Consider the following 18,616-nt stretch of genomic DNA (forward strand, 5'->3'; position numbering starts at 1 on the left):
CAATTGCGTATCGACCACTACCTGCATCGAAGTGCGGAGCGCCATGCCGGCAAGACGGCGCTGGTGGCCGGTGAGACGCGCCTGAGTTACGGCGAACTCAAGACGATGAGCGAGGCTTTCGCCACTGCTCTGATAGCGCGAGACGCAAACCCGGGAGACCGTGTCGTCCTTGTGCTGGACAATGGCTGGCGCATGGCGGTTGCGGTTTTCGGTTGCTGGATGGCGGGCGCTGTTGCCTGCCCCATCAACCCATCGTCCAAGGCCGCACGCCTTTCGCAAATTCTGGACAGTTGTACGCCCTTTGCGGTGGTTGCCGAGGCCCGGCTGGAAAAGGTTGTTTCGGATGCGGCCGGTTCTTCTCCGTTGTTGCGCATCGTTTCCGGCGCGCCGAACCCAACGGCCGATGGTGTCGATTTTGACGCGATGCTCGAGGAACCGATAGGCGCGCTGCCGCAAAACCTGCTCGATACCGATCTGGCAGTAATCATCTATACATCTGGCTCCACCGGCGAGCCAAAGGGCGTGATGCTGGCGCATGATAACATGGATGCTGCCGTCCGTTCGATTACCTCGTATCTCGGCAATAGGCCGGAAGATATTCTGCTCGGAGTATTGCCGCTTTCGTTCGGATATGGCCTGAACCAGCTGCTTTCCAGCGTTTTCGTCGGCGGCACGCTGGTGATCGAGAAATCCTTCGCCTATCCGCATCTGATTTTCGAGCGTATCCGCGACGAGCGGATCACGGGCTTCGCGCTGGTGCCGACCATGCTGTCCATCATGATGCAGACGCGCGATCTGTCGCCGGCACTGTTTGAAAGCCTGCGCTACGTCACCGCCGCCGCTGCACCCCTTTCGCCCACCCATAGCGACTGGCTGCGGACTTTTCTGCCGCATGTGCACCTGTTTTGCATGTATGGCCAGACGGAGTGTACCCGTATCAGCTTTCTGCCGCCGGAAGACCTCGACAGGAAACGCGGTTCTGTCGGCATCGCCATTCCGGGCACTGCCATCGCGGTGGTGAACGAGGACGGAGACAGCCTGTTGCCCGGAGAGGTCGGCGAACTCGTGGTCAGCGGGCCGCACGTCATGCGTGGTTATTGGCGCAACGAGGCTGCCACAGCGCGCGCGCTGCGCGTTGATGCCGCAACGGGCCGGACGCGTCTTCACACCGGCGACCTGTTTACCTGCGATGCCGAGGGTTATCTCACCTTCGTTGCCCGCAAGGACGATATCATCAAGTCGCGTGGCGAAAAGGTTGCGCCGCAGGCGGTCGAGGCCGTTCTGCAAGCCATGCCGGGCGTCTCGGACGCATTGGTCGTCGGCGTTGCGCATGAGGTTTTCGGTCAGGCGGTGAAGGCGATCGTGATCGCATCCGACGAGGCGATCACCGCAAAAGACGTCATGCGCTACTGCGCTCTGCACCTCGAAACCCACATGGTGCCAACACTGGTTGAATTTCGCGATTTCCTGCCGACGACGGATACCGGCAAGGTCAGTCGCCGCCTCGCTGCTCAAGATACGGAGAACAATCGATGACGAACAATGCACAGAGCCTGCCTTTCTCGCCGCTTGAACTTGATGCGGCGGCGGAGGTAGAGCGTATCGCCGAAAAAATCCGCCAGTCGCTTCGTTTCAACCTGCGCAAGCGTGGGCTGGTGCTCGGCATTTCCGGCGGTATCGATTCCAGCGTCTGCGCCGCACTTGCCGTTCACGCGCTCGGGGCAGCAAATGTTATTGGCCTCTTCATGCCGGAAAACGATTCCGACCCGGAAAGCCTGCGCTTGGGGCAGGCTTTGGCGACGAAGCTGGGTATGGACTGCGTGCTGGAAGATATCGGCCCTTCACTTGCCGCCATGGGTTGTTATGAAAGGCGCGATGGCTTCATCCGCGAGGTTGTGCCTGAATACGGGCAGGGCTGGGCCTCCAAGATCGTCTTCGACAACGCCATGAGCACCGGTGCCTATAATATTTCCTCGCTGGTCGTCCGTTCGCCAGCGGGTGAAACGCGCAAGGTTCGCCTCTCCGCAAAAGCCTATCTCGGCATCGTTGCGGCGACGAATATGAAGCAGCGCACGCGCAAGCAGTTCGAATATTATCACGCCGACCGCCTGAACTTCGCGGTGCTCGGAACCCCGAACCGCCTGGAGTACGACCAGGGCTTCTTCGTCAAGAACGGCGACGGCGCTGCCGACATCAAGCCGATCGCCCATCTTTACAAATCACAGGTCTATCAACTCGCGGCCCATCTCGGCGTCCCGCAGGAAATCCGCTCCCGCCCGCCGACAACGGATACCTATTCCATGCCGCAGACGCAGGAAGAGTTCTATTTCGCGCTTCCTTACGACAAGATGGATATCTGCCTCTACGGTCTGGAACACGGCATGCCTGCAACCGAGATCGCTACGGCGACCGGGTTGACGGAGGACAATGTCCGGTTCGTCTGGAACGATATCGCCGCCAAGCGAAAGGTTGCGCACTATCTGCACCACGCCCCTATCCATTTCCATGAGGGCGCTCAGGCGAAATCCTGAGATTGTTCCAAGCGGCGCCGGCCTGGGCGATCAGGCCGGCGTATGAAACAAACCTCGATATGAATATGTAGCCGCGCCCGCCAGCAGAAGAGCTGTGAAAGCGGTATGCGGGCGGCAATTACATTTGTTAGTCAAGGCGTTAGTATTGGCAGTGCTTCGCCACCATTCAGTCCGCTGCGAATTCGCACGCCAACAGGGTCTTGTCGCCAAGTGCCGCACCTTCGCGCGCCACAATGGAGACTTTTCCCGGTCCAGCCAGACCTTCAGGCGGCTGCTGGTCCTGCGGAAGCTGCCGGGCATAACCCTTGGTCGATGTACCCATCAGGTCTGAAGTTTCCGGTTTCAAATCATATTTCGCTGCCAGAGCATCGGCACGCTGGCCCTTGATCAAAACACCGACTGCACCATTGGCGAAGAAGACTTCGTCACTCTCAAACCCATCGCGGCCGATCTGGTTCGGAAGCTTATAGATAGCCGCACCCAAAGACGATGTGTCGGCCTTTGCAAGTTTTTCGGCGGCATCATAAATTTCGGTCGCCGATGTCATCGAATAGGGCGGATTGCACAGGGCCGCATCATAGAATGCGGGATCGATTTCGGCAGCCAAAGCGCTACCGGCATGAAGCGCCGTAATGGCTACGGACATTACGACGGTGCCGCGAAGGAAAGGTGTGAATGCAAACATTGGCGTCCCTTAGAATTTGCCTGTCGTCCGTTTGAAGAGATTGCGTCAGGCTTTGCCATTCCTTGGAGCACCATAATTCACGCCCTGTCGATATACGCGAAGCGTTTTCCCCAGCTCGCCAGAACAAAACTCGTCATCCGACCGCAAGGAAAGCGGGGCGGAAGACGGCATTTCCATAGTGGGGATGAAAATGCTCTGTTGTTGCTAGCCCGGCCGATTCAATAAAGCTTGGCCGGCTTCGTGTTTGACAATCCGCAGCATGGGCTGCCCGCCCACCTCGGCGGATTCAAACCGGGCAAGAAGGTCGAATGAGGTTACGGCTTCGCCCGCCTTGAAGCACTTTCCGTGGACGGCGAGATGTCCAAGCCCAAATACGGCAAGAAGAGCCTCCGTCGGGTTATCCGACGACGTGTCGAAGAGCAAATTCGTTTTGCCGAAATGCTCGAGACCCGTAGTCCAGGCTCTGGTCGCGCCGTTCTCCCGGATCACGAAGGCGCCATAGGTAAGCATTGTTGCTGTCTGTTGCGGCTGATCCAGGTGACTGTTGGCGTAGCTCAGACAGTCGTCGAGATCGGTGCGGCCGACGATGAGGTCTAGATAATGCAACACAACGGCGCGCATCGGTGCAAGCTGGTGGATGCCGAGCAGGGTCATGGCGACCTCGTTATGTGCCACTGTGGGGTCGTCGTCATCCGCCACGATCATCAGTTTGAATTTCGCCTGATGGGTCGCACGGCACAGGTCATCATGCGCAGCTTTTGCATTGATGCAGAACGTGTTCGTCCAGTCGACTTCGACCCTCGCTACCGCAGGATAGTGAGCAGGAATTGCCAGCGTTCCCACCGCCTCGGGAATGCCAACGAAGACGCGGGTTCCGCCGCGAAAGCCGTCAAAGACGCCTTCGCTCTCCAGTTGCTCACATTCATACCCTTCAAGGCCCCAGGCTTCGATCAGCGCCTCAGCCGACAGGGTGGGCAAATCGTCAAAATAGAGTGTTGCCGAAAAATATTGAACATTGTCGCTTGTCACTACGATAACCTCATATTTCCGCTGCACTAGTCCGGCCGTTTTCACAGGCGGCGATAGCCCATCTAGTCGATTTTTGCGACAATATGATTTGCGCCGTCGTCAGAGCGATTATTCACTGATGGCTCAGAACGGTAACCGTTCGAGATGATCCCGATGCGCCCATGTCAACACGACACAGTTCGCCCGTACAGGTCAACGATTGGCAAAAAACGGTCTGGTGGCTTTGCAGTCCGGCTTTATGAGGCAGCGCCAAGAAGTTCCGCCTGACGACGGATCGCAGTCTCGATCACATGCCAGAGTGTTTCCGCAGCGGAGCGCATGCCGAGGATGGCAAGGCGGTCCGGCGCGCGCCGGATGACGAAAACGCTCATATGTTCCATGCCTGTGCGCGTGGCGGTCCCTTGCCCGAATACCGAGGGATCGAGGTTCACCAGCTTCTGCATGAGCGCGACAATCGGCGCCTCGCCTGCGTCGCTCTCGATTTCGAAGGCGACGAAGCCATCGGTCTGTTCCGTCACGGAACAGGAAGGGCAAAGGCTCGTGAGTTCTGCGGCGAAATCCGTTTCGGCCCGGTCTGCGGCCTCAACCAGCCATTGGCCCGGCCCCGTCCAGAAAGCTGAAACCGGGCCTTGCTGGACCCATTTTCCGGGACCCGGCAAGGTGAGGTCAAAGGGCACCGGTTCTTTGACGTTGCGGCGCAGGCTGAGCGATGCGAGGGCAAGCCCCGAATTTTCCTCAAGTCGCAGCGTGCCATGGCGGGCGCGCCGCGAAGTTTGCGCGCCGAGTGCGGTTGTCGGCTTCAAATCAGGCACGGAGTCTCTCTCCCTCAGGGTCGATGAAATGGGGCGAGACCACACGCAATTCGACCGACTGTCCCTGTAAGGGGTTGGCCGCGACGATGATCTCTCCGATACGGTTTGCACCATCGGCAAGGAAACCAAGACCGATGCTGAAACCGAGGTTGGGCGAATAGCAGGCGGATGTGATCCAGCCTTGATCGGTCTCGGTATTCTGGCTGGCGCCGCGGGTAAACAGATGTGAACCTGACACCACAGGGTCCGTTGCCGCAAGCGGCTGCAGGCCGACGAGCACCCGGCTTTCGCCGACAAGCCCTTCGCGGCGAGTCATGACGGTGCCAATCGCGTCTTTCTTGGCCGAAACCATCCTGCCCATGCCCAGCATCTGCGCCGTCGTCTGGCCGTTCAACTCGTTTCCGGCAGCATGGCCTTTTTCGATACGCATGACACCAAGCGCTTCCGTCCCGTAGGCGGTGGCTCCAAGATCCGCACCGATCTCCATCAGCCGGGACATCAGGGCATTACCGTAGCGGGCGGGGACTGCAATCTCGTAAGCAAGTTCCCCTGAAAACGAGATCCGGAACAGCCGTGCTCGCAATCCCCCGCAAACCGTCAGTTCGGCGCAGGCCATGAAGGGAAAGGCTGCGTTGGAAAGGTCGAAACCATCGACAATGCGTTCGATAAGGCGGCGGGCGTTCGGACCGGCGACTGCGAGCTGTGCCCAGGCATCCGTTGCCGAGATCAATTGCACATCCAATTCCGGCCACAGGCATTGGCGGGCGAATTCCATGTGACGATAGACCGGGCCGGCCTGGGCCGTGGTCGTGGTGACGATATAATGATCCTCACCCAGACGGGCACAGGTGCCGTCATCATAGGCGTGGCCGTCTTCCCGCAGCATCAGGCCGTAACGGACCATGCCGACCTTGAGGCTCTTCATTGCATTGCAGTAGAGACGGTCGAGAAATTCAGCCGCATCCGCGCCCTGAACATCCACCTTGCCAAGCGTCGTCACATCGCAGATGCCGACGCCCTTTCGGGTGGCCAGAACCTCGCGGTCGACCGATTGCCGCCAATGGGTCTCCCCGGCTTGAGGGAAATACTGGGCACGCATCCATTGACCGACTTCGACGAAAACGGCGCCATGCGCTTCAGCCCAGGCATGGCTGGGTGTCAGGCGGCGCGGACGGAAATGTGCGCCGGTGTCGCCGCCGCCGAGTACCGCCATCGAAACCGGCGTATAGGGAGGGCGAAAAATCGTCGTACCCGTATCCGGTATCGATTTGCCCGTCAGTTCGGACATGATTGCCAAAGCAGTGGCATTCGATGTCTTGCCCTGGTCAGTTGCCATACCAAGCGTGGTCCAGCGCTTGAGATGCTCGATGGGCCGCATGTTTTCCTGATGGGCGAGCTTGATGTCCTTGACCGTGACGTCGTTCTGGAAATCGACCCAGGCGCGCCCTTTCCCCGGGACATGCCACAGGGGCTTGATGCCGATTTGCGTATCCTCGGCCTCCGGCAGGGCTGGCCTGGATGCGGCAATCCCCATTTGCTCCAGAGCCGTTATGGCAGCGGATGCACCGGAGATCAGCGCCGCCCCCGTGCTGCCTTTACCGGCCGCCGCCCCTGCAACGAGCATATGCGAGGGTACGTCGCCGGGCAGGAATGCCTGTAGCCCGTCATCCCATAACGGGCGACCGCGCTGGTGCGATGTAAGATGAACATTGGGGTTCCAGCCCCCGGAGATACCAAGCGCACCGCAATCGATGGTTTCGTCATAGCCATCCTTGCGGACATCGATGGAAACCAACCCCAGCCTGCCTTTGCTGCCGGTAACTGTCGCCCCCGCAATCAGGCGGTATTCCGCAAGCGCCCGCGCATCCGGGCGCGGATCGATGACTGCGGCGATCTCGACACCTTTCGCAGCCAGGTCGACAGCGGTCCGATGGCCGTCATCGTTATTGGTGAAGATTGCGACCCTGCCTGCCGGACTGACTGCCCAGCGATTGGCATAGGCACGCAGCGAACCGGCAAGCATGATCCCCGGCCGGTCGTTATTTTTAAACGGGATATGCCTCTCTGTCGCCCCGGCGGCAAGCACCGTGCGCTTTGCAGTGATGCGCCAGAGGGACTGGCGTACGCCCTTAGGTGCGGCAAGATGGTCGGAAACCCGCTCGACCGCACCGAATATGCCATGGTCGAATGAGCCGAAAACCGTGGTGCGGCGCATGACGCGCAGGTTCGGCAGGGTTGAAAACTCCGCCTCGAGCGTTCCGATCCAGTCGGTTGCAGGGGCGCCGTCGAGCAGGTGGCTCTCTGCAAGCAGGCGACCTCCGAGGCGATTGTCCTCGTCCGCCAGAATAACCTTGGCACCGGCACGCGCCGCAGTCAGGGCAGCAGCCAGACCGGCCGCTCCGGCGCCGATGACCAGCAGATCGCAGTGAAGGAACCCCTTGTCGTAACTGTCGGGGTCCGGTTTCATCGACAGGCTTCCAAGTCCCGCAGCCTTGCGAATGGCGGGCTCATAGAGCTTTTCCCAGAACGCCTTCGGCCACATGAACGTTTTGTAGTAAAAGCCTGCGGTCAGGAAATCGGCAAACAGATCATTGATCGCAAGGGCATCGAATGACAGGGACGGCCAGCGGTTCTGGCTTTTCGCCTCCAGCCCGTCGAACAGTTCGACCGTCGTGGCGCGGGTATTAGGCTCCATCCGCGATCCCGTGCGCAATTCGACAAGCGCATTCGGCTCTTCTGAGCCGGCAGAGATCACGCCTCTGGGGCGATGATATTTAAAGCTGCGCCCCATCAGGCGGACATCGTTTGCCAGAAGTGCCGAGGCGAGCGTGTCGCCGGGATGCCCCTGATAATTCTTTCCATCGAAGGTGAAATGCAGCACCTTGCTGCGGTCGATCAAGCCGTCCTTCAGTCTCATGCTTCATCTGCCTTCTGACGGAGCGCTACCTCGTTTGCGAGTTCCGCTCCGAGGATTTCATGGGTGACGGTGTTTCGCGTGACCACGAGCCAGCTGCGATCACCCTGTTCGTGAAACCACAGTTCCCGATGCAGGCCGGCGGGATTGTCACGCAGATAGACATAATCGTTGAAGTCTTTCGCAGCGCTCTCGGCCATTCCGTCCGGGCGACGCAACAGGGCGGCATCGCCGAAATAGGTGAATTCCTGAGCGTCGCGCGGCCCGAGCAGTGGGTGAGGGATCAGCATTGTTCAAGCCTCAGTGAAGGTTCGGTTGGGCGCCGGCGCCCTTTTCGTCGATGACATAGCCCTTTTCGAACCGGTCGAGGCGGTAGGCCTTGGCCGTATCATGCGGGGTATCGGTGGCCAGCAGGTGCGCGAATGCATAGCCGCTGGCCGGCGTCGCCTTGAAGCCGCCGTAACACCAGCCGGCATTGAGATAGAGGCCCTTCACAGGCGTGTGGTCGATGATCGGTGAACCGTCCATCGACATGTCCATGATGCCGCCCCAGATGCGCAGCAGGCGCGCCCGGCCGATCATCGGCATCAGCGCCATGCCGCCCTCGGCGACATCTTCGATGACGGGCAGATTGCCGCGCTGGGCATAGGAGTTATAGCCGTCGATATCGCCACCGAAGACCAGGCCACCCTTGTCGGACTGGCTGACGTAGAAATGGCCTGCTCCGAAGGTTATGACGCCCGGTATGGTCGGCTTCAGCCCTTCCGAAACGAAGGCTTGCAGCACATGGCTTTCAATAGGCAGACGCATGCCCGCCATGGCCATAACGCGGCCGGTCGATCCCGCCACGGCGACGCCGACCTTTCCGGCACCGATGTAGCCACGGCTGGTTTCCACGCCCTTGATCGCTCCATCCTCGATGCGAAATCCCTGGACTTCGCAGTTCTGGATAAGATCGACCCCTGCCAGATCGGCGCCCCGCGCGTAACCCCAGGCAACGCCATCGTGGCGGGCAGTTCCAGCGCGGCGCTGGTAAAGGCCGCCCTTGATCGGAAAGCGTGCATTGTCGAAATTGAGAAACGGGATCATTGCGCGGAGATCGTCTTGTGCCAGCAGTTGCGCGTCCGCACCGGCCAGCAGCATGGCGTTGCCGCGACGGCGGTAGGCATCGCGCTGCGCGTCGGTGTGGAACAGGTTCACAATGCCGCGCTGGCTTACCATCGCGTTGAAATTGAATTCCTGTTCAAGCCCTTCCCAGAGCTTCATCGAAAACTCATAGAATGGCTCGTTTCCGGGCAGCAGATAGTTTGAGCGGATGATCGTGGTGTTGCGCCCGATGTTTCCCGATCCCAGCCAGCCTTTTTCCAGAACGGCGATCCGCGACTTGGAGAAGGTCTTGGCTAGATAATAGGCCGTTGCAAGTCCATGACCGCCACCGCCAACAATGATGAAATCGTAATGAGGTTGCGGATCGGGGTTCCGCCACAGTGGGCGCCAGCCCTTGTGGCCGGTCAGGGCCTGTTTGAAAACCTGGAGAGCCGAATAGCGCAAATCTGTGTTCCTCGAAAACAGGGCGGTTGTCCAAGTTTATAGCGCGATACCGGACGATTTTTTTATCCGTGACGGACGCATTATTGTCCAGTTTGGCCAAGTCGGCTAAGCTTGCCCTGGGGATTGTCTTGGAGCAGGTCATGCACGCCGAAGGGTCGATGTCGATCGGGTTCATACTCATTGAGGGTTATGCGCTGATGTCGTTGGCTGCGGCGGTTGAGCCGCTGCGCGCGGCCAATCACCTTGCCGGCAAAACGCTCTACCATTGCCGGTTTTACTCGGCGAATGGCGGGTTTGGCGCATCCACGTCAGGCGGAGGTTTCGATACCGCGCCCGTTTCGCGGGCTTTGTCTGAGAAGCTGGATCTGGTCTTCATCGTCGCGGGCGGAAATCCCATGCTCTATTCAGATCCGGCACTTGTGCGCAACCTGCGCGCGCTCAACCAGCGGGGTGTCAAGCTCGGAGGCATTTCCGGCGGCGCGGCGATCCTTGCCAAATCCGGTCTGATGACGGGCAGACGTTTTACCGTTCACTGGACCCACATCGATCCGCTTAGTGAATATGCCAGCGATCTCCTGATCGAGCGTGCGCTCTACGTCATCGATCGCGATCGCTACACTTGCGCGGGCGGCGTTGCCGCCATTGACATGATGGGGGCTTTTATTGCGAAAGACCATGGTTCTGCCTTCGCGCGCGATGTCAGCGAATGGTTCATACATCCGCGTTTGAGAACGGCCGATGAGCCTCAGTTGGGCCGCGCCGGCCAACGTTTCAACGTCCACCACCCGGTACTCGAAGCTGCCATTGAACTCATGACGACCCATGTTGCGGATCCCCTGTCGCCGGAGCAGCTGGGCCAATTGTGCGGCAGCAGTATTCGCCAGCTCCACCGCCTGTTTTCCAGCCATTTCGACCAATCCATGATGTCTTTTTACCGTGGTCTTCGGCTGGCAAAGGCGGATGAGCTGCTGCAGCAGACCTCGCTTTCGATCGTTGACGTGGCCTTGCTGACGGGGTTCTCGACCGCTGCCCATTTCACCCGTTGCTACACCCAGAAATACGCCGTTCCGCCCAGCAGAAGGCGTCGTGCCGGGAGAGATTTCGAGCAGCCGTCCGATGGTACCTGACGCCCTACCGGAACAGCGTGCGGTTTTTGCGGTGACACTTCGGCAAGGCCGTGCGTCATGCCTGACGTGAAAGGGCCGTTTCGCGCTCCGCATCATGGATCAAGCCCATGATACCCTCGCTCATATCGGCATAGACGCCATTGTTTTCGACCACGCCTTTAACCCGATAGCGGTCCATGACAACAATGCGGTCGGCCAGTGCCACCATCTCCGGCATGTCACTGGTAATGACGAGAATGGCGGTGCCGCTGTCTGCAAGCTCGCGCAGCAGATCGTGCAGATAGGCCTTGGTCTTGATGTCGATGCCAACAGAAGGTTCGTCTACAATCAGCAGCTTCACGTCGGCGGCAAGCCACTTGGCGACGCTGATCTTCTGCTGGTTGCCGCCGGAAAGATTGCCCACGGTCTGGCTCAGGCTCGGCGTCTTCACCTCAAGTTTCTGCAGAAAAGGGGTGACTGCCGCACGGATGCGGCTGTCGGAAAGCACGCCGAATGCGTTTGAGAGCTTGCGCCAGATGGGAACGCCCGCATTGGCAAGAACGGAATGCTGGAGAATGAGGCCGTCACCCTTGCGGTCCTCGCTGACATAACCGACGCCGTATTCGTGGATGGCTTCGGCAACGGAGCGGATGCGGGCCGGGCGATCTTCGATCCGGACTTCGCCCTCCGTGACGGCGAATTTACCCATGATCGATTTTGCCAATTCGGTGCGCCCAGCGCCCACCAGCCCGTAAAGGCCGACGATTTCACCCTTGCGCACGGAAAGACTGACATCGCGATGGCCGATTGCGGTAGAAACACCTTTGAGTTCAAGCACCAGCGGATTGTGCTCGACCGCGCGTTTGCGCCAGCCACCGCCGCCTTCGGCACGGCCAATCATCAGGCGCACCAGGTCCTGGCGTCCGAGACCTTCCATCGACCGGCTTTCGCAGGCGTTTTCGCCATCCCTCAGCACCGTCACCCGGTCGCAAATGTCGAGAACCTCCTCCAACTTGTGGCTGACGAAGACCAGGCTTGCGCCATCATCGCGCAGGCGGCGCAGAATGCGGAAGAGGTTGTCCGTTTCGCTCGGGGTCAGCGATGTCGTGGGTTCGTCGAGCAAAAGAACCCGGCTTTGCAGGGAAAGCGCCTTCGCAATTTCCACGAGCTGCATTTGCGCAACGGAAAGCTCGGATACCGGCATCGCCGGATCGACTTCCAGATTGAGAGCCTGCAGCCAGCGGCGTGCGTCGCGGTTCAGCGCGGCGTAGTCGATGGGTTTGAGATAGTGCGCCCCAAGCTTTTCCATGTGGATATTCTCGGCAATCGAGAAGCGCGGGATGAGGTTGCGTTCCTGATGGACGACACCGATGCCGCGGGCAATGGCTTCGCGCGGGTTGCCGAAGCGCACTTCCTCGCCATCGACAAGGATCTGGCCACTGCTCTGATGGTGGACGCCGGTAATGACCTTGATCAACGTCGATTTGCCGGCGCCGTTCTCACCCAGCAACGCGTGGATCGATCCCGGCTCCAGCGAAAGATTGACGCCCTTGAGCGCCCGAACGCCGGGAAACACTTTTTCGATGTTACGCGCCTGAAAAACAGGTTGCTTGTCCATGATGTCAGGCCTTTCCTGTCTTTTTGCCGAGATGCGTTTCGCGCAGGCGGTTGATGCCAACGGCGGCAAGGATCATTGCGCCGAGCACCACCTGCACGAGGAACGGATCGATGGAGAACAGCACGAGTGCCTGCGTGATGATGGCGACGATGACGACGCCGAGCAGGGTCGCCCCGACGCTGACATGCCCGCCAGCCAGTACGGCACCGCCGATAACGGGTGCGGCAAAGGACAGGATGAGCCAGTCATCGCCAATGGAAGGCTGGCCGATCTGCAGGCGGGATACGAGCAGAATGCCGGCGACCGACGCCAGAAGGCCGGAAATGCCGTGCGCCACAATCATTGTCGTGCGGATCGAAATGCCGGAAAGCTCTGCCGCATGGCTGTTGCCGCCAATGGCAAGGATGAAGCGACCTATCGGCTGGCGGCGCAGCATGAACCACAGCGCGAATGCGATGATGATGGTGGGTGCTGCGAGCCACGGAACCGGGCCAACGAGCAGTGCCGAGCCGAAGGCTTTCACCGATTCCGGCACGCCGTAGAACGGCTCCGCCCGGGTGATGCCAAGGTTGATACCCTTGTAGATCGACAGGGTCGCCAGTGTGATGACGAAGGCGGAAATGCCGGTGATGGCAATCAGCAAACCGTTGAGCATGCCGCAGACAACACCGATCAGTACCGCAGCAATGGCGGCCACCGGTGCCGGAAGCCCCCAGACCTGCATCAGTCCCGCAAAGGAGATTGCCGCCAGTCCGCCGATTGCGCCCACGGACAAGTTCATCTGGCCAATGGCAATGATGATCATCTGGGAAAAGGCGATGAGCGCGTTGACCGCGATTGCAAGAAGCAGAATCTGGATGTTGAAGGAAGAGAGGAAGTTGGGGCTGAAGCCGCGGATAAGCGCGATTGCCAGCACCGTGACCAATAGGGGGCCGAACCAGTCGGTTCTGGCAAGGCGTAGAAGGGTGTTGTCGGTCTTCATCGTCCAGTCCTCAAGCCAGGTTGCGTCGGGCGAGATAGCTTCGCCGCGCCTTGTCCATCAAAACCGCGAGCAACAGCAGCAGGCCGAGAAATGTCTGGACCCAGAATTCACCGAGCTGAAGCAGCAGCAGGCCGCTGGTGAGCATGGTGACCAAAAGTGCGCCAAGACAGGTGCCGAGCACCGAAACTTTGCCGCCCTGCAAAAGTGTGCCACCGAGAACCGGGCCGAGAAAAGCTGGCAGAAGCCAGTCCTGCCCAAGCTGGCCTGCCATGGAAGGAATGGCGGCGCCCGTGCGTGTCACCAGCATCAGGGCGGCGAGTGCTGCAAGCAGGCCCGACAGCACGTGACAGGCAATGAAGATACGGTCGACCCGAATGCCGGAAAGTTCCGCCGCTTCCGGGCGTGCGCCTGCCGCCAGCATTTCGCGGCCAAGAACGGTGCGTCGGTAGAGAAAGGACAGGGCAAGCGCCGTTGCGAGCGTGACGAGAAGCAGCGGCGAGAAATAGGTCGCGAGCTTCATTTTTCCAAAGGCTGCGAAGATCGGCGGTAGGCCACGGTAGGCCTCGGCGCGCGTCAGGAAGATCATCACGCCGAAAAAGATGCTCATGGTGGCAAGCGTGATGATGAAGCTGTGCAGCCCCGTGCGGATGACGGTCCAGCCATTGACGAAACCGAGCGACGCGCCGGTGGCGAGACCGCCAATGAGGGCGAGCGGCCACGGCACGCCAAGCACCTCGATCAGATAACCACAGGCCATGGCCGCCGAGACGCCGATCGCTCCAACGGCAAGATTGAGGCCGCCAGTCACGATCACCGCCATCATCGACAGGCCGATCATGATGTTGATCGCGGCACTGCGACCAAGCGTGAACAGATTGAAAGGCGAAAGGAAGCCGCTGGCCGCGACGCCGAAAATGACGGCGAAGACGACGATCAGCAGAATGAGGCCGAATTCATTGGTCAGAAAAAAGCGGCCTTGCGAAAGGCTGGACCCCAATCGTCTGTCGCCCTCCTGCGAGCCCTTTGTGAGCAAAGTATCGTTCACGGTCATGAAACTGTCCCGGTATTGGTTCGCCCGAAGCGCCTGCGCGGGTCGCCTGGTCATTGCGCTGCCGCCTGAAAGAATATTTTCTGGCGGGGCAGATTGCCGGGCGCGGTTGTTTGCCGCCCGGCAATTGCTCAAGGCATGATTAGTTGCAGCTCAGATAGGTCGTATCGAAGTTGGTGAGCAACTTTTTGGTCTCGGCGCGCATGGCATCGATGTAGTTGTCCACCTTGGCGGCATCGACATAGGCGGTGCCGGAATCGATGAATTTGGTCGTCAGCGCATTGGATTTGAACGGCGCATCTTCCTTCACCTTGCAGCCGGCCTGAAGTTTGCTCAGTGCAAACGCGCCGATATAACCCTGGCCATAGGGGTTCTGAAGCATCGTGCCGTCGACGAAACCGTCCTTGATCGCTTTCAGCACGACTTCGTCATGGTCGATACCGACCATGTGGATGCGCTTGTCGCCGATCTTGCGCAGTGCGTTGGAGGCAACGACCGCAGGAACCCAGGCTGTGGTCACGATACCGTCCACTTCGGAAGCGTGGGCGGCCAGGTAGGCGCTGATCTTTTCTTCCGCCGGTTCCGGCGCGTCGATATCGGCGATGACCTGAACGACTTCGGCGCCGGCTTCGTCAGCTGCCTTTTTCACGGCATCGATACGAAGCTGGGTGTTGGGGTCAACAAGGAAGCCGGTGAAATGGGCGATGCGTTTTTTGCCCGTTCCCATCGCCTTGATCAGCTCCTTGGTGCCGAGATAAGCGGAATTACCGGTGTCGGTACCAAGGCAGAAGGCGGCGGGCGAGGGGTCCTTGAAGCAGCCGGCGCCGGCAATCACATTCGCGCCGTTGCCGGTCAGTTCCTCTGCTGTCGAGACCGCGCCGACGGGATCGCCGGGGAAAATCAGGAAGCCGTTATAACCCTGGCTCAGAAGGCTTTCGAGAAGCTGGTTCTGCTGTGCCAGTTCCCACTTTTGCGGCACCTTATAGTCGGCGCCAGCCAGGCCGAAGTCCTTGGCCGCGTCCTTGCCGGCCTGTTCCCAGGCGGCGAAATAAGGGTGCGGACCGCCCGGAACGAGGGCGATCTTGCTGGCGTCCGCCGCCTGCGCGACACCGCACGCTCCCGCGCCGATGATTGCGGCAGCGACGAGGCTGCGCATGAAATACGTCATGTTTTTCTCCTCCATGAAACGGCCTGCTCCTTAAAAAAAGCGACTGGAACCTCCCTTAATCGCTCTTTCTCCCAACGGCCGACTTGCGTAAGCACCATGGACACTAGTATACTTGTATCCAAGTAGCAACGAGATTTTAACGACCGCCTTTTGAAGGGGAGCGTTCATGACGAAAAACACCAATGCCGGTTTCACTGGGCGCGGCGCTCATCAAGAGGCCCCCGGCTCCGGAATCGAAAGCGTGGAGCTTGTGGTCAATCGTTATGGCTCGGTTGCCGATCAGGTTCATGCGGCGTTGCGTCAGGCGATCGTCGAGGTCCGCCTAGCGCCCGGTGCGCCGATCAGTGAAAACTCGATCTGCCGTCAATTCTCGGTGTCGCGCACCCCGGTGCGTGCCGCGATCCAGCGCCTGTCGGAAGAGGGTCTTGTGGACGTCTATCCGCAACTCGGCAGCTTTGTTGCGCCGATCAGGCTTGGCGAAATTCAGGACAGCCATTTTATCCGCCGTTCACTCGAAGTGGCTTTGCTGCGCGAAGTCGCGCCGAAGTGGACGAAAGAAATGAGCCGTACGATGCGCGACGTCATCGCCGAGCAGGAAAGAGTGATTGCCGCCAACGACGCATCCGGTTTCTTTCATGCCGACGAGGCGTTTCACCGCCTGCTCGGCACGTTTTCCGGTCGCGAAGGTGTCTGGCAGGCGATCCTTGCCGCCAAGGTGACCCTGTCGCGGTTCCATCGTTATTGGGCAAAGCCGGAACGATTGCCCGCCGTCATCGAAGAGCATCTGGCAGTCGTGGATGCTCTCGACCGTGGCGATGCCGAAGGTGCGGAAAAGGCGCTGGTGACGCATCTGGATATGGTTTTCGTGATCTACGAACAGTTGCCTGAAGAAGAGCGGAAGCATTTGTCCATTTGATAGTGGACGTGGAGGAGACAGAATGGAACTGAAACACAAGACGGCGCTCGTGACAGGCGCTTGTGGCGGCATCGGCCGTGCCGTGGTTGCGGCGCTGGTCGCGCAAGGGGCGAGGGTAATCGCCTTCGATCGCGACATCGAAGCTGTTGCGGCGCTTGCGGAGGGGTTTGGCGGTGCTTGTGATCCCGTCGCCGTCGATCTCGGCGATGCGACGGCGCTGCAGGCCGTCATGAAAGATGTCGCCAACCGTTTCGAGGTCATAGACATTCTCGTCAACAATGCCGGTGTGCTGTCGCCGCACAAGCTGGGAGCGACCACGCTTGATGACTGGCACAGGCTGATGGCCGTCAATCTCGATGCCGCCCTGCTGCTGACGCAGGCCGTCGTTCCCGCCATGAAGGAAAACCGCTGGGGGCGGCTGATCAACATCTCGTCCTATGCCTGGAAGTCCGGTGGCCTGACGGCGGGCACGGCCTATTCGGTCTCGAAATCGGCGCTGGTGGGCCTCACTTACTCGTCCGCTCGCGAACTTGCCCCTTTCGGCGTCACCGCCAATGCAGTCGCGCCGGCCTATGTGGTTTCGCCGATGATCATGGAGCAACTGTCAGAGGAAGACCGCCAGCGCCAGCTTGCGGCCATTCCCGTCGGGCGGTTCTGCCAGCCGGAAGAGGTGGCCCATACCGTAGGTTTCCTCGCTTCGCCGCTGTCCGGCTTCATGACCGGCACTGTCGTTGACATGAATGGCGGCCTGCAATTCGGCTGAGATACGGAGATAAATGACCATGACAGAACGCCTCTCGTCCCTTGCGTTGCCGCATCTGCCAAACGACGTCCTTTTGCCCGCCTATGACCGCAAAGCGGTGACACCGGGTATCGTGCATCTCGGCGTTGGCGCTTTTCACCGCGCCCATCAGGCCGTCTTCATCGATGATTGCCTGGCGCGGGGCGAAAGCGGCTGGGGCATTGTCGCTGCCTCGCTGCGCAGCCCCGATACTCGCGATGCCATCGCGCCGCAGGACAATCTCTATACATTCTGCCTGCGTGACGGTGAAAACGAAACGCTGCGGATTGTCGGTTCAATCCTCGAGACCATCGTTGCTCCTGAAGATCCGGAGCGGCTGCTGCAAGCCATGACTGATCCGCGGGTCAGAATCGTCACTTTGACGGTCACGGAAAAGGGTTACCTCGCCGATTTGTCGGCGGGCACGCTTCTTCGTGACCATCCCGATGTCGTTCATGATCTGGCGCATCCGCAAAAGCCGCGCTCCGCGCTCGGTTTTCTGGTGGAAGCGACAAGACGCCGGCGGGCCGCCGGGGCTGTGCCGCTGACTTTGCTCTCCTGCGACAATCTTCCGTCCAACGGTCGCATCCTGCACCGTCTTCTGGTGGAGATGGCTGGTCTCACCGATAATGATCTCGCTGCCTTCATCGCGGAAAATCTCTCCTGCCCCTGCGTCATGGTGGACCGCATCGTGCCCGCCACCACCGCAACTGACCGCGAGCGTGTGACGGCGCGTCTCGGCTGCGAGGATGCCTGGCCGGTAATTGCGGAACCCTACTTCCGCTGGGTAATCGAGGATCGCTTTCCGCACGGTCGCCCCGGCATCGAGCTGTCAGGTGCCGAAATCGTTGATGAGGTCGAGCCGTATGAGCATATGAAGCTCAGGATGCTGAACGGCGCTCACACCGCCATGGCCGCAATCGGCCAATGCAGCGGGCTTGAGACGATCGCCGATATCTATGCCGATGCGTGTGTACGCGGTTACGTCGACCGTTACTGGCGGGAGGTTGGTTCGACATTGAGCCCGGCCGTCAGCGGACCGGACTATGTTGCCGGTCTGCGCCAGCGTTTCGCCAACCCCGCCCTTCGTCATCGCGCCGCCCAGATCGCCTCTGACGCTTCACAGAAAGTGCCGCAACGCATTCTCGCGCCGCTTGCGGAGCTGCGTGCCGCAGGCGCGCCGAATAAGGCCGCTCTTTTTGCGGTTGCGATGTGGATACGGTCCTGCGCAGCGCTGAACGAGCGGGGAGAGGCAATTGTCATGGCCGATCCGGCATTTTCCGAATGGAGTGCACCCACCGGCAACGGCGAGGAGCAGGACGCGGTCATCGACCGGTTTTTAACATTCCGTCGCGTCTTCGGGCCTGAATGGCAGGCGGATGAGGCATTCGTAACGGCGCTTCGGGCGGCCTATCGCGACATCGTCCAATACGGCGCGCTCGGCGCCATCGAACGGCATTTTTCGGAGGAGTAGA

16 protein-coding genes are annotated in these 18,616 nt (G+C 60.0%); 6 read left to right on the top strand and 10 right to left on the bottom strand.

Translation table 11 applies throughout. The features are described 5' to 3' along the window. Positions 1–3 precede the first annotated feature (3 nt). Complete coding sequence (locus ACQZ45_RS22350; protein ID WP_112191773.1) at positions 4–1,536, top strand: class I adenylate-forming enzyme family protein; 1,533 nt, start codon at positions 4–6, stop codon at positions 1,534–1,536. After that, positions 1,533–2,531, top strand: a complete 999-nt coding sequence (gene nadE, locus ACQZ45_RS22355) for an NAD(+) synthase (protein WP_112191772.1) — start codon at positions 1,533–1,535, stop codon at positions 2,529–2,531. Before ACQZ45_RS22350 ends, nadE begins: the two co-directional genes overlap by 4 nt. Positions 2,532–2,697: 166 nt before the next feature. On the opposite strand, the gene ACQZ45_RS22360 is transcribed toward nadE, so the two are convergent. The 6 genes from ACQZ45_RS22360 to ACQZ45_RS22385 form a co-directional block, all read right to left on the bottom strand. Beyond that, positions 2,698–3,216: a hypothetical protein gene (locus ACQZ45_RS22360; RefSeq protein WP_003518238.1), complete on the bottom strand. Its 519-nt coding sequence runs from the start codon at positions 3,214–3,216 to the stop codon at positions 2,698–2,700. 204 nt (positions 3,217–3,420) lie between these two features. Next, positions 3,421–4,245 (bottom strand): hypothetical protein, encoded by an 825-nt coding sequence (locus ACQZ45_RS22365; protein ID WP_149916516.1) that lies wholly within the window; start codon positions 4,243–4,245, stop codon positions 3,421–3,423. Positions 4,246–4,481: 236 nt separating this feature from the next. Then, positions 4,482–5,057, bottom strand: coding sequence for a sarcosine oxidase subunit gamma (locus ACQZ45_RS22370; protein ID WP_149916515.1), 576 nt, complete (start codon positions 5,055–5,057; stop codon positions 4,482–4,484). Beyond that, positions 5,050–7,974, bottom strand: a complete 2,925-nt coding sequence (locus ACQZ45_RS22375; RefSeq protein ID WP_149916514.1) for a sarcosine oxidase subunit alpha family protein — start codon at positions 7,972–7,974, stop codon at positions 5,050–5,052. Before ACQZ45_RS22375 ends, ACQZ45_RS22370 begins: the two co-directional genes overlap by 8 nt. After that, positions 7,971–8,261, bottom strand: a complete 291-nt coding sequence (locus tag ACQZ45_RS22380; protein WP_112191768.1) for a sarcosine oxidase subunit delta — start codon at positions 8,259–8,261, stop codon at positions 7,971–7,973. The genes ACQZ45_RS22375 and ACQZ45_RS22380 overlap by 4 nt, the downstream gene beginning before the upstream one ends. A gap of 10 nt (positions 8,262–8,271) precedes the next feature. Continuing rightward, positions 8,272–9,522: a sarcosine oxidase subunit beta family protein gene (locus ACQZ45_RS22385; RefSeq protein WP_149916513.1), complete on the bottom strand. Its 1,251-nt coding sequence runs from the start codon at positions 9,520–9,522 to the stop codon at positions 8,272–8,274. A 140-nt stretch (positions 9,523–9,662) separates the two neighbouring features. On the opposite strand from ACQZ45_RS22385, the gene ACQZ45_RS22390 reads away from it, so the two are divergent. Continuing rightward, positions 9,663–10,649: a GlxA family transcriptional regulator gene (locus ACQZ45_RS22390; RefSeq protein ID WP_149916512.1), complete on the top strand. Its 987-nt coding sequence runs from the start codon at positions 9,663–9,665 to the stop codon at positions 10,647–10,649. 55 nt (positions 10,650–10,704) lie between these two features. On the opposite strand, the gene ACQZ45_RS22395 is transcribed toward ACQZ45_RS22390, so the two are convergent. The 4 genes from ACQZ45_RS22395 to ACQZ45_RS22410 all read right to left on the bottom strand — a co-directional run bounded on the left by ACQZ45_RS22395 (position 10,705) and on the right by ACQZ45_RS22410 (position 15,459). Beyond that, positions 10,705–12,246, bottom strand: coding sequence for a sugar ABC transporter ATP-binding protein (locus ACQZ45_RS22395; protein WP_448742556.1), 1,542 nt, complete (start codon positions 12,244–12,246; stop codon positions 10,705–10,707). 4 nt (positions 12,247–12,250) lie between these two features. Then, positions 12,251–13,228 carry an ABC transporter permease gene (locus tag ACQZ45_RS22400; RefSeq protein ID WP_035200079.1) on the bottom strand — a complete coding sequence of 326 codons (978 nt, stop codon included), beginning with the start codon at positions 13,226–13,228 and terminating at the stop codon, positions 12,251–12,253. Between the two features lie 10 nt (positions 13,229–13,238). Beyond that, entirely contained in the window at positions 13,239–14,279 is a 1,041-nt protein-coding gene (locus ACQZ45_RS22405; RefSeq protein ID WP_149916510.1) for an ABC transporter permease, read from the bottom strand. A gap of 139 nt (positions 14,280–14,418) precedes the next feature. Continuing rightward, positions 14,419–15,459 (bottom strand): sugar ABC transporter substrate-binding protein, encoded by a 1,041-nt coding sequence (locus ACQZ45_RS22410; protein WP_003518216.1) that lies wholly within the window; start codon positions 15,457–15,459, stop codon positions 14,419–14,421. A 151-nt stretch (positions 15,460–15,610) separates the two neighbouring features. On the opposite strand from ACQZ45_RS22410, the gene ACQZ45_RS22415 reads away from it, so the two are divergent. The 3 genes from ACQZ45_RS22415 to ACQZ45_RS22425 are packed head-to-tail and all read left to right on the top strand — an operon-like array spanning position 15,611 to position 18,615. Next, on the top strand, positions 15,611–16,360 hold the full coding sequence (locus ACQZ45_RS22415; RefSeq protein ID WP_025595124.1) for a GntR family transcriptional regulator: 750 nt from the start codon (positions 15,611–15,613) through the stop codon (positions 16,358–16,360). Positions 16,361–16,382: 22 nt separating this feature from the next. Then, positions 16,383–17,123, top strand: a complete 741-nt coding sequence (locus ACQZ45_RS22420; RefSeq protein WP_003518213.1) for an SDR family NAD(P)-dependent oxidoreductase — start codon at positions 16,383–16,385, stop codon at positions 17,121–17,123. A gap of 19 nt (positions 17,124–17,142) precedes the next feature. Further along, positions 17,143–18,615, top strand: a complete 1,473-nt coding sequence (locus tag ACQZ45_RS22425; RefSeq protein ID WP_149916509.1) for a mannitol dehydrogenase family protein — start codon at positions 17,143–17,145, stop codon at positions 18,613–18,615. Position 18,616 lies beyond the last annotated feature (1 nt).

The organism is Agrobacterium sp. 16-2014-1-2a (assembly GCF_053522705.1).

Bases quoted from the DNA above. Each gene is read 5' to 3' on its own strand.
- nadE (WP_112191772.1), top strand. From the start codon at position 1,533: ATGACGAACAATGCACAGAGCCTGCCTTTCTCGCCGCTTGAACTTGAT.
- ACQZ45_RS22360 (WP_003518238.1), bottom strand. From the start codon at position 3,216: ATGTTTGCATTCACACCTTTCCTTCGCGGCACCGTCGTAATGTCCGTA.
- ACQZ45_RS22375 (WP_149916514.1), bottom strand. From the start codon at position 7,974: ATGAGACTGAAGGACGGCTTGATCGACCGCAGCAAGGTGCTGCATTTC.
- ACQZ45_RS22380 (WP_112191768.1), bottom strand. From the start codon at position 8,261: ATGCTGATCCCTCACCCACTGCTCGGGCCGCGCGACGCTCAGGAATTC.
- ACQZ45_RS22390 (WP_149916512.1), top strand. From the start codon at position 9,663: ATGCACGCCGAAGGGTCGATGTCGATCGGGTTCATACTCATTGAGGGT.
- ACQZ45_RS22395 (WP_448742556.1), bottom strand. From the start codon at position 12,246: ATGGACAAGCAACCTGTTTTTCAGGCGCGTAACATCGAAAAAGTGTTT.
- ACQZ45_RS22400 (WP_035200079.1), bottom strand. From the start codon at position 13,228: ATGAAGACCGACAACACCCTTCTACGCCTTGCCAGAACCGACTGGTTC.
- ACQZ45_RS22405 (WP_149916510.1), bottom strand. From the start codon at position 14,279: ATGACCGTGAACGATACTTTGCTCACAAAGGGCTCGCAGGAGGGCGAC.
- ACQZ45_RS22410 (WP_003518216.1), bottom strand. From the start codon at position 15,459: ATGGAGGAGAAAAACATGACGTATTTCATGCGCAGCCTCGTCGCTGCC.
- ACQZ45_RS22415 (WP_025595124.1), top strand. From the start codon at position 15,611: ATGACGAAAAACACCAATGCCGGTTTCACTGGGCGCGGCGCTCATCAA.
- ACQZ45_RS22420 (WP_003518213.1), top strand. From the start codon at position 16,383: ATGGAACTGAAACACAAGACGGCGCTCGTGACAGGCGCTTGTGGCGGC.
- ACQZ45_RS22425 (WP_149916509.1), top strand. From the start codon at position 17,143: ATGACAGAACGCCTCTCGTCCCTTGCGTTGCCGCATCTGCCAAACGAC.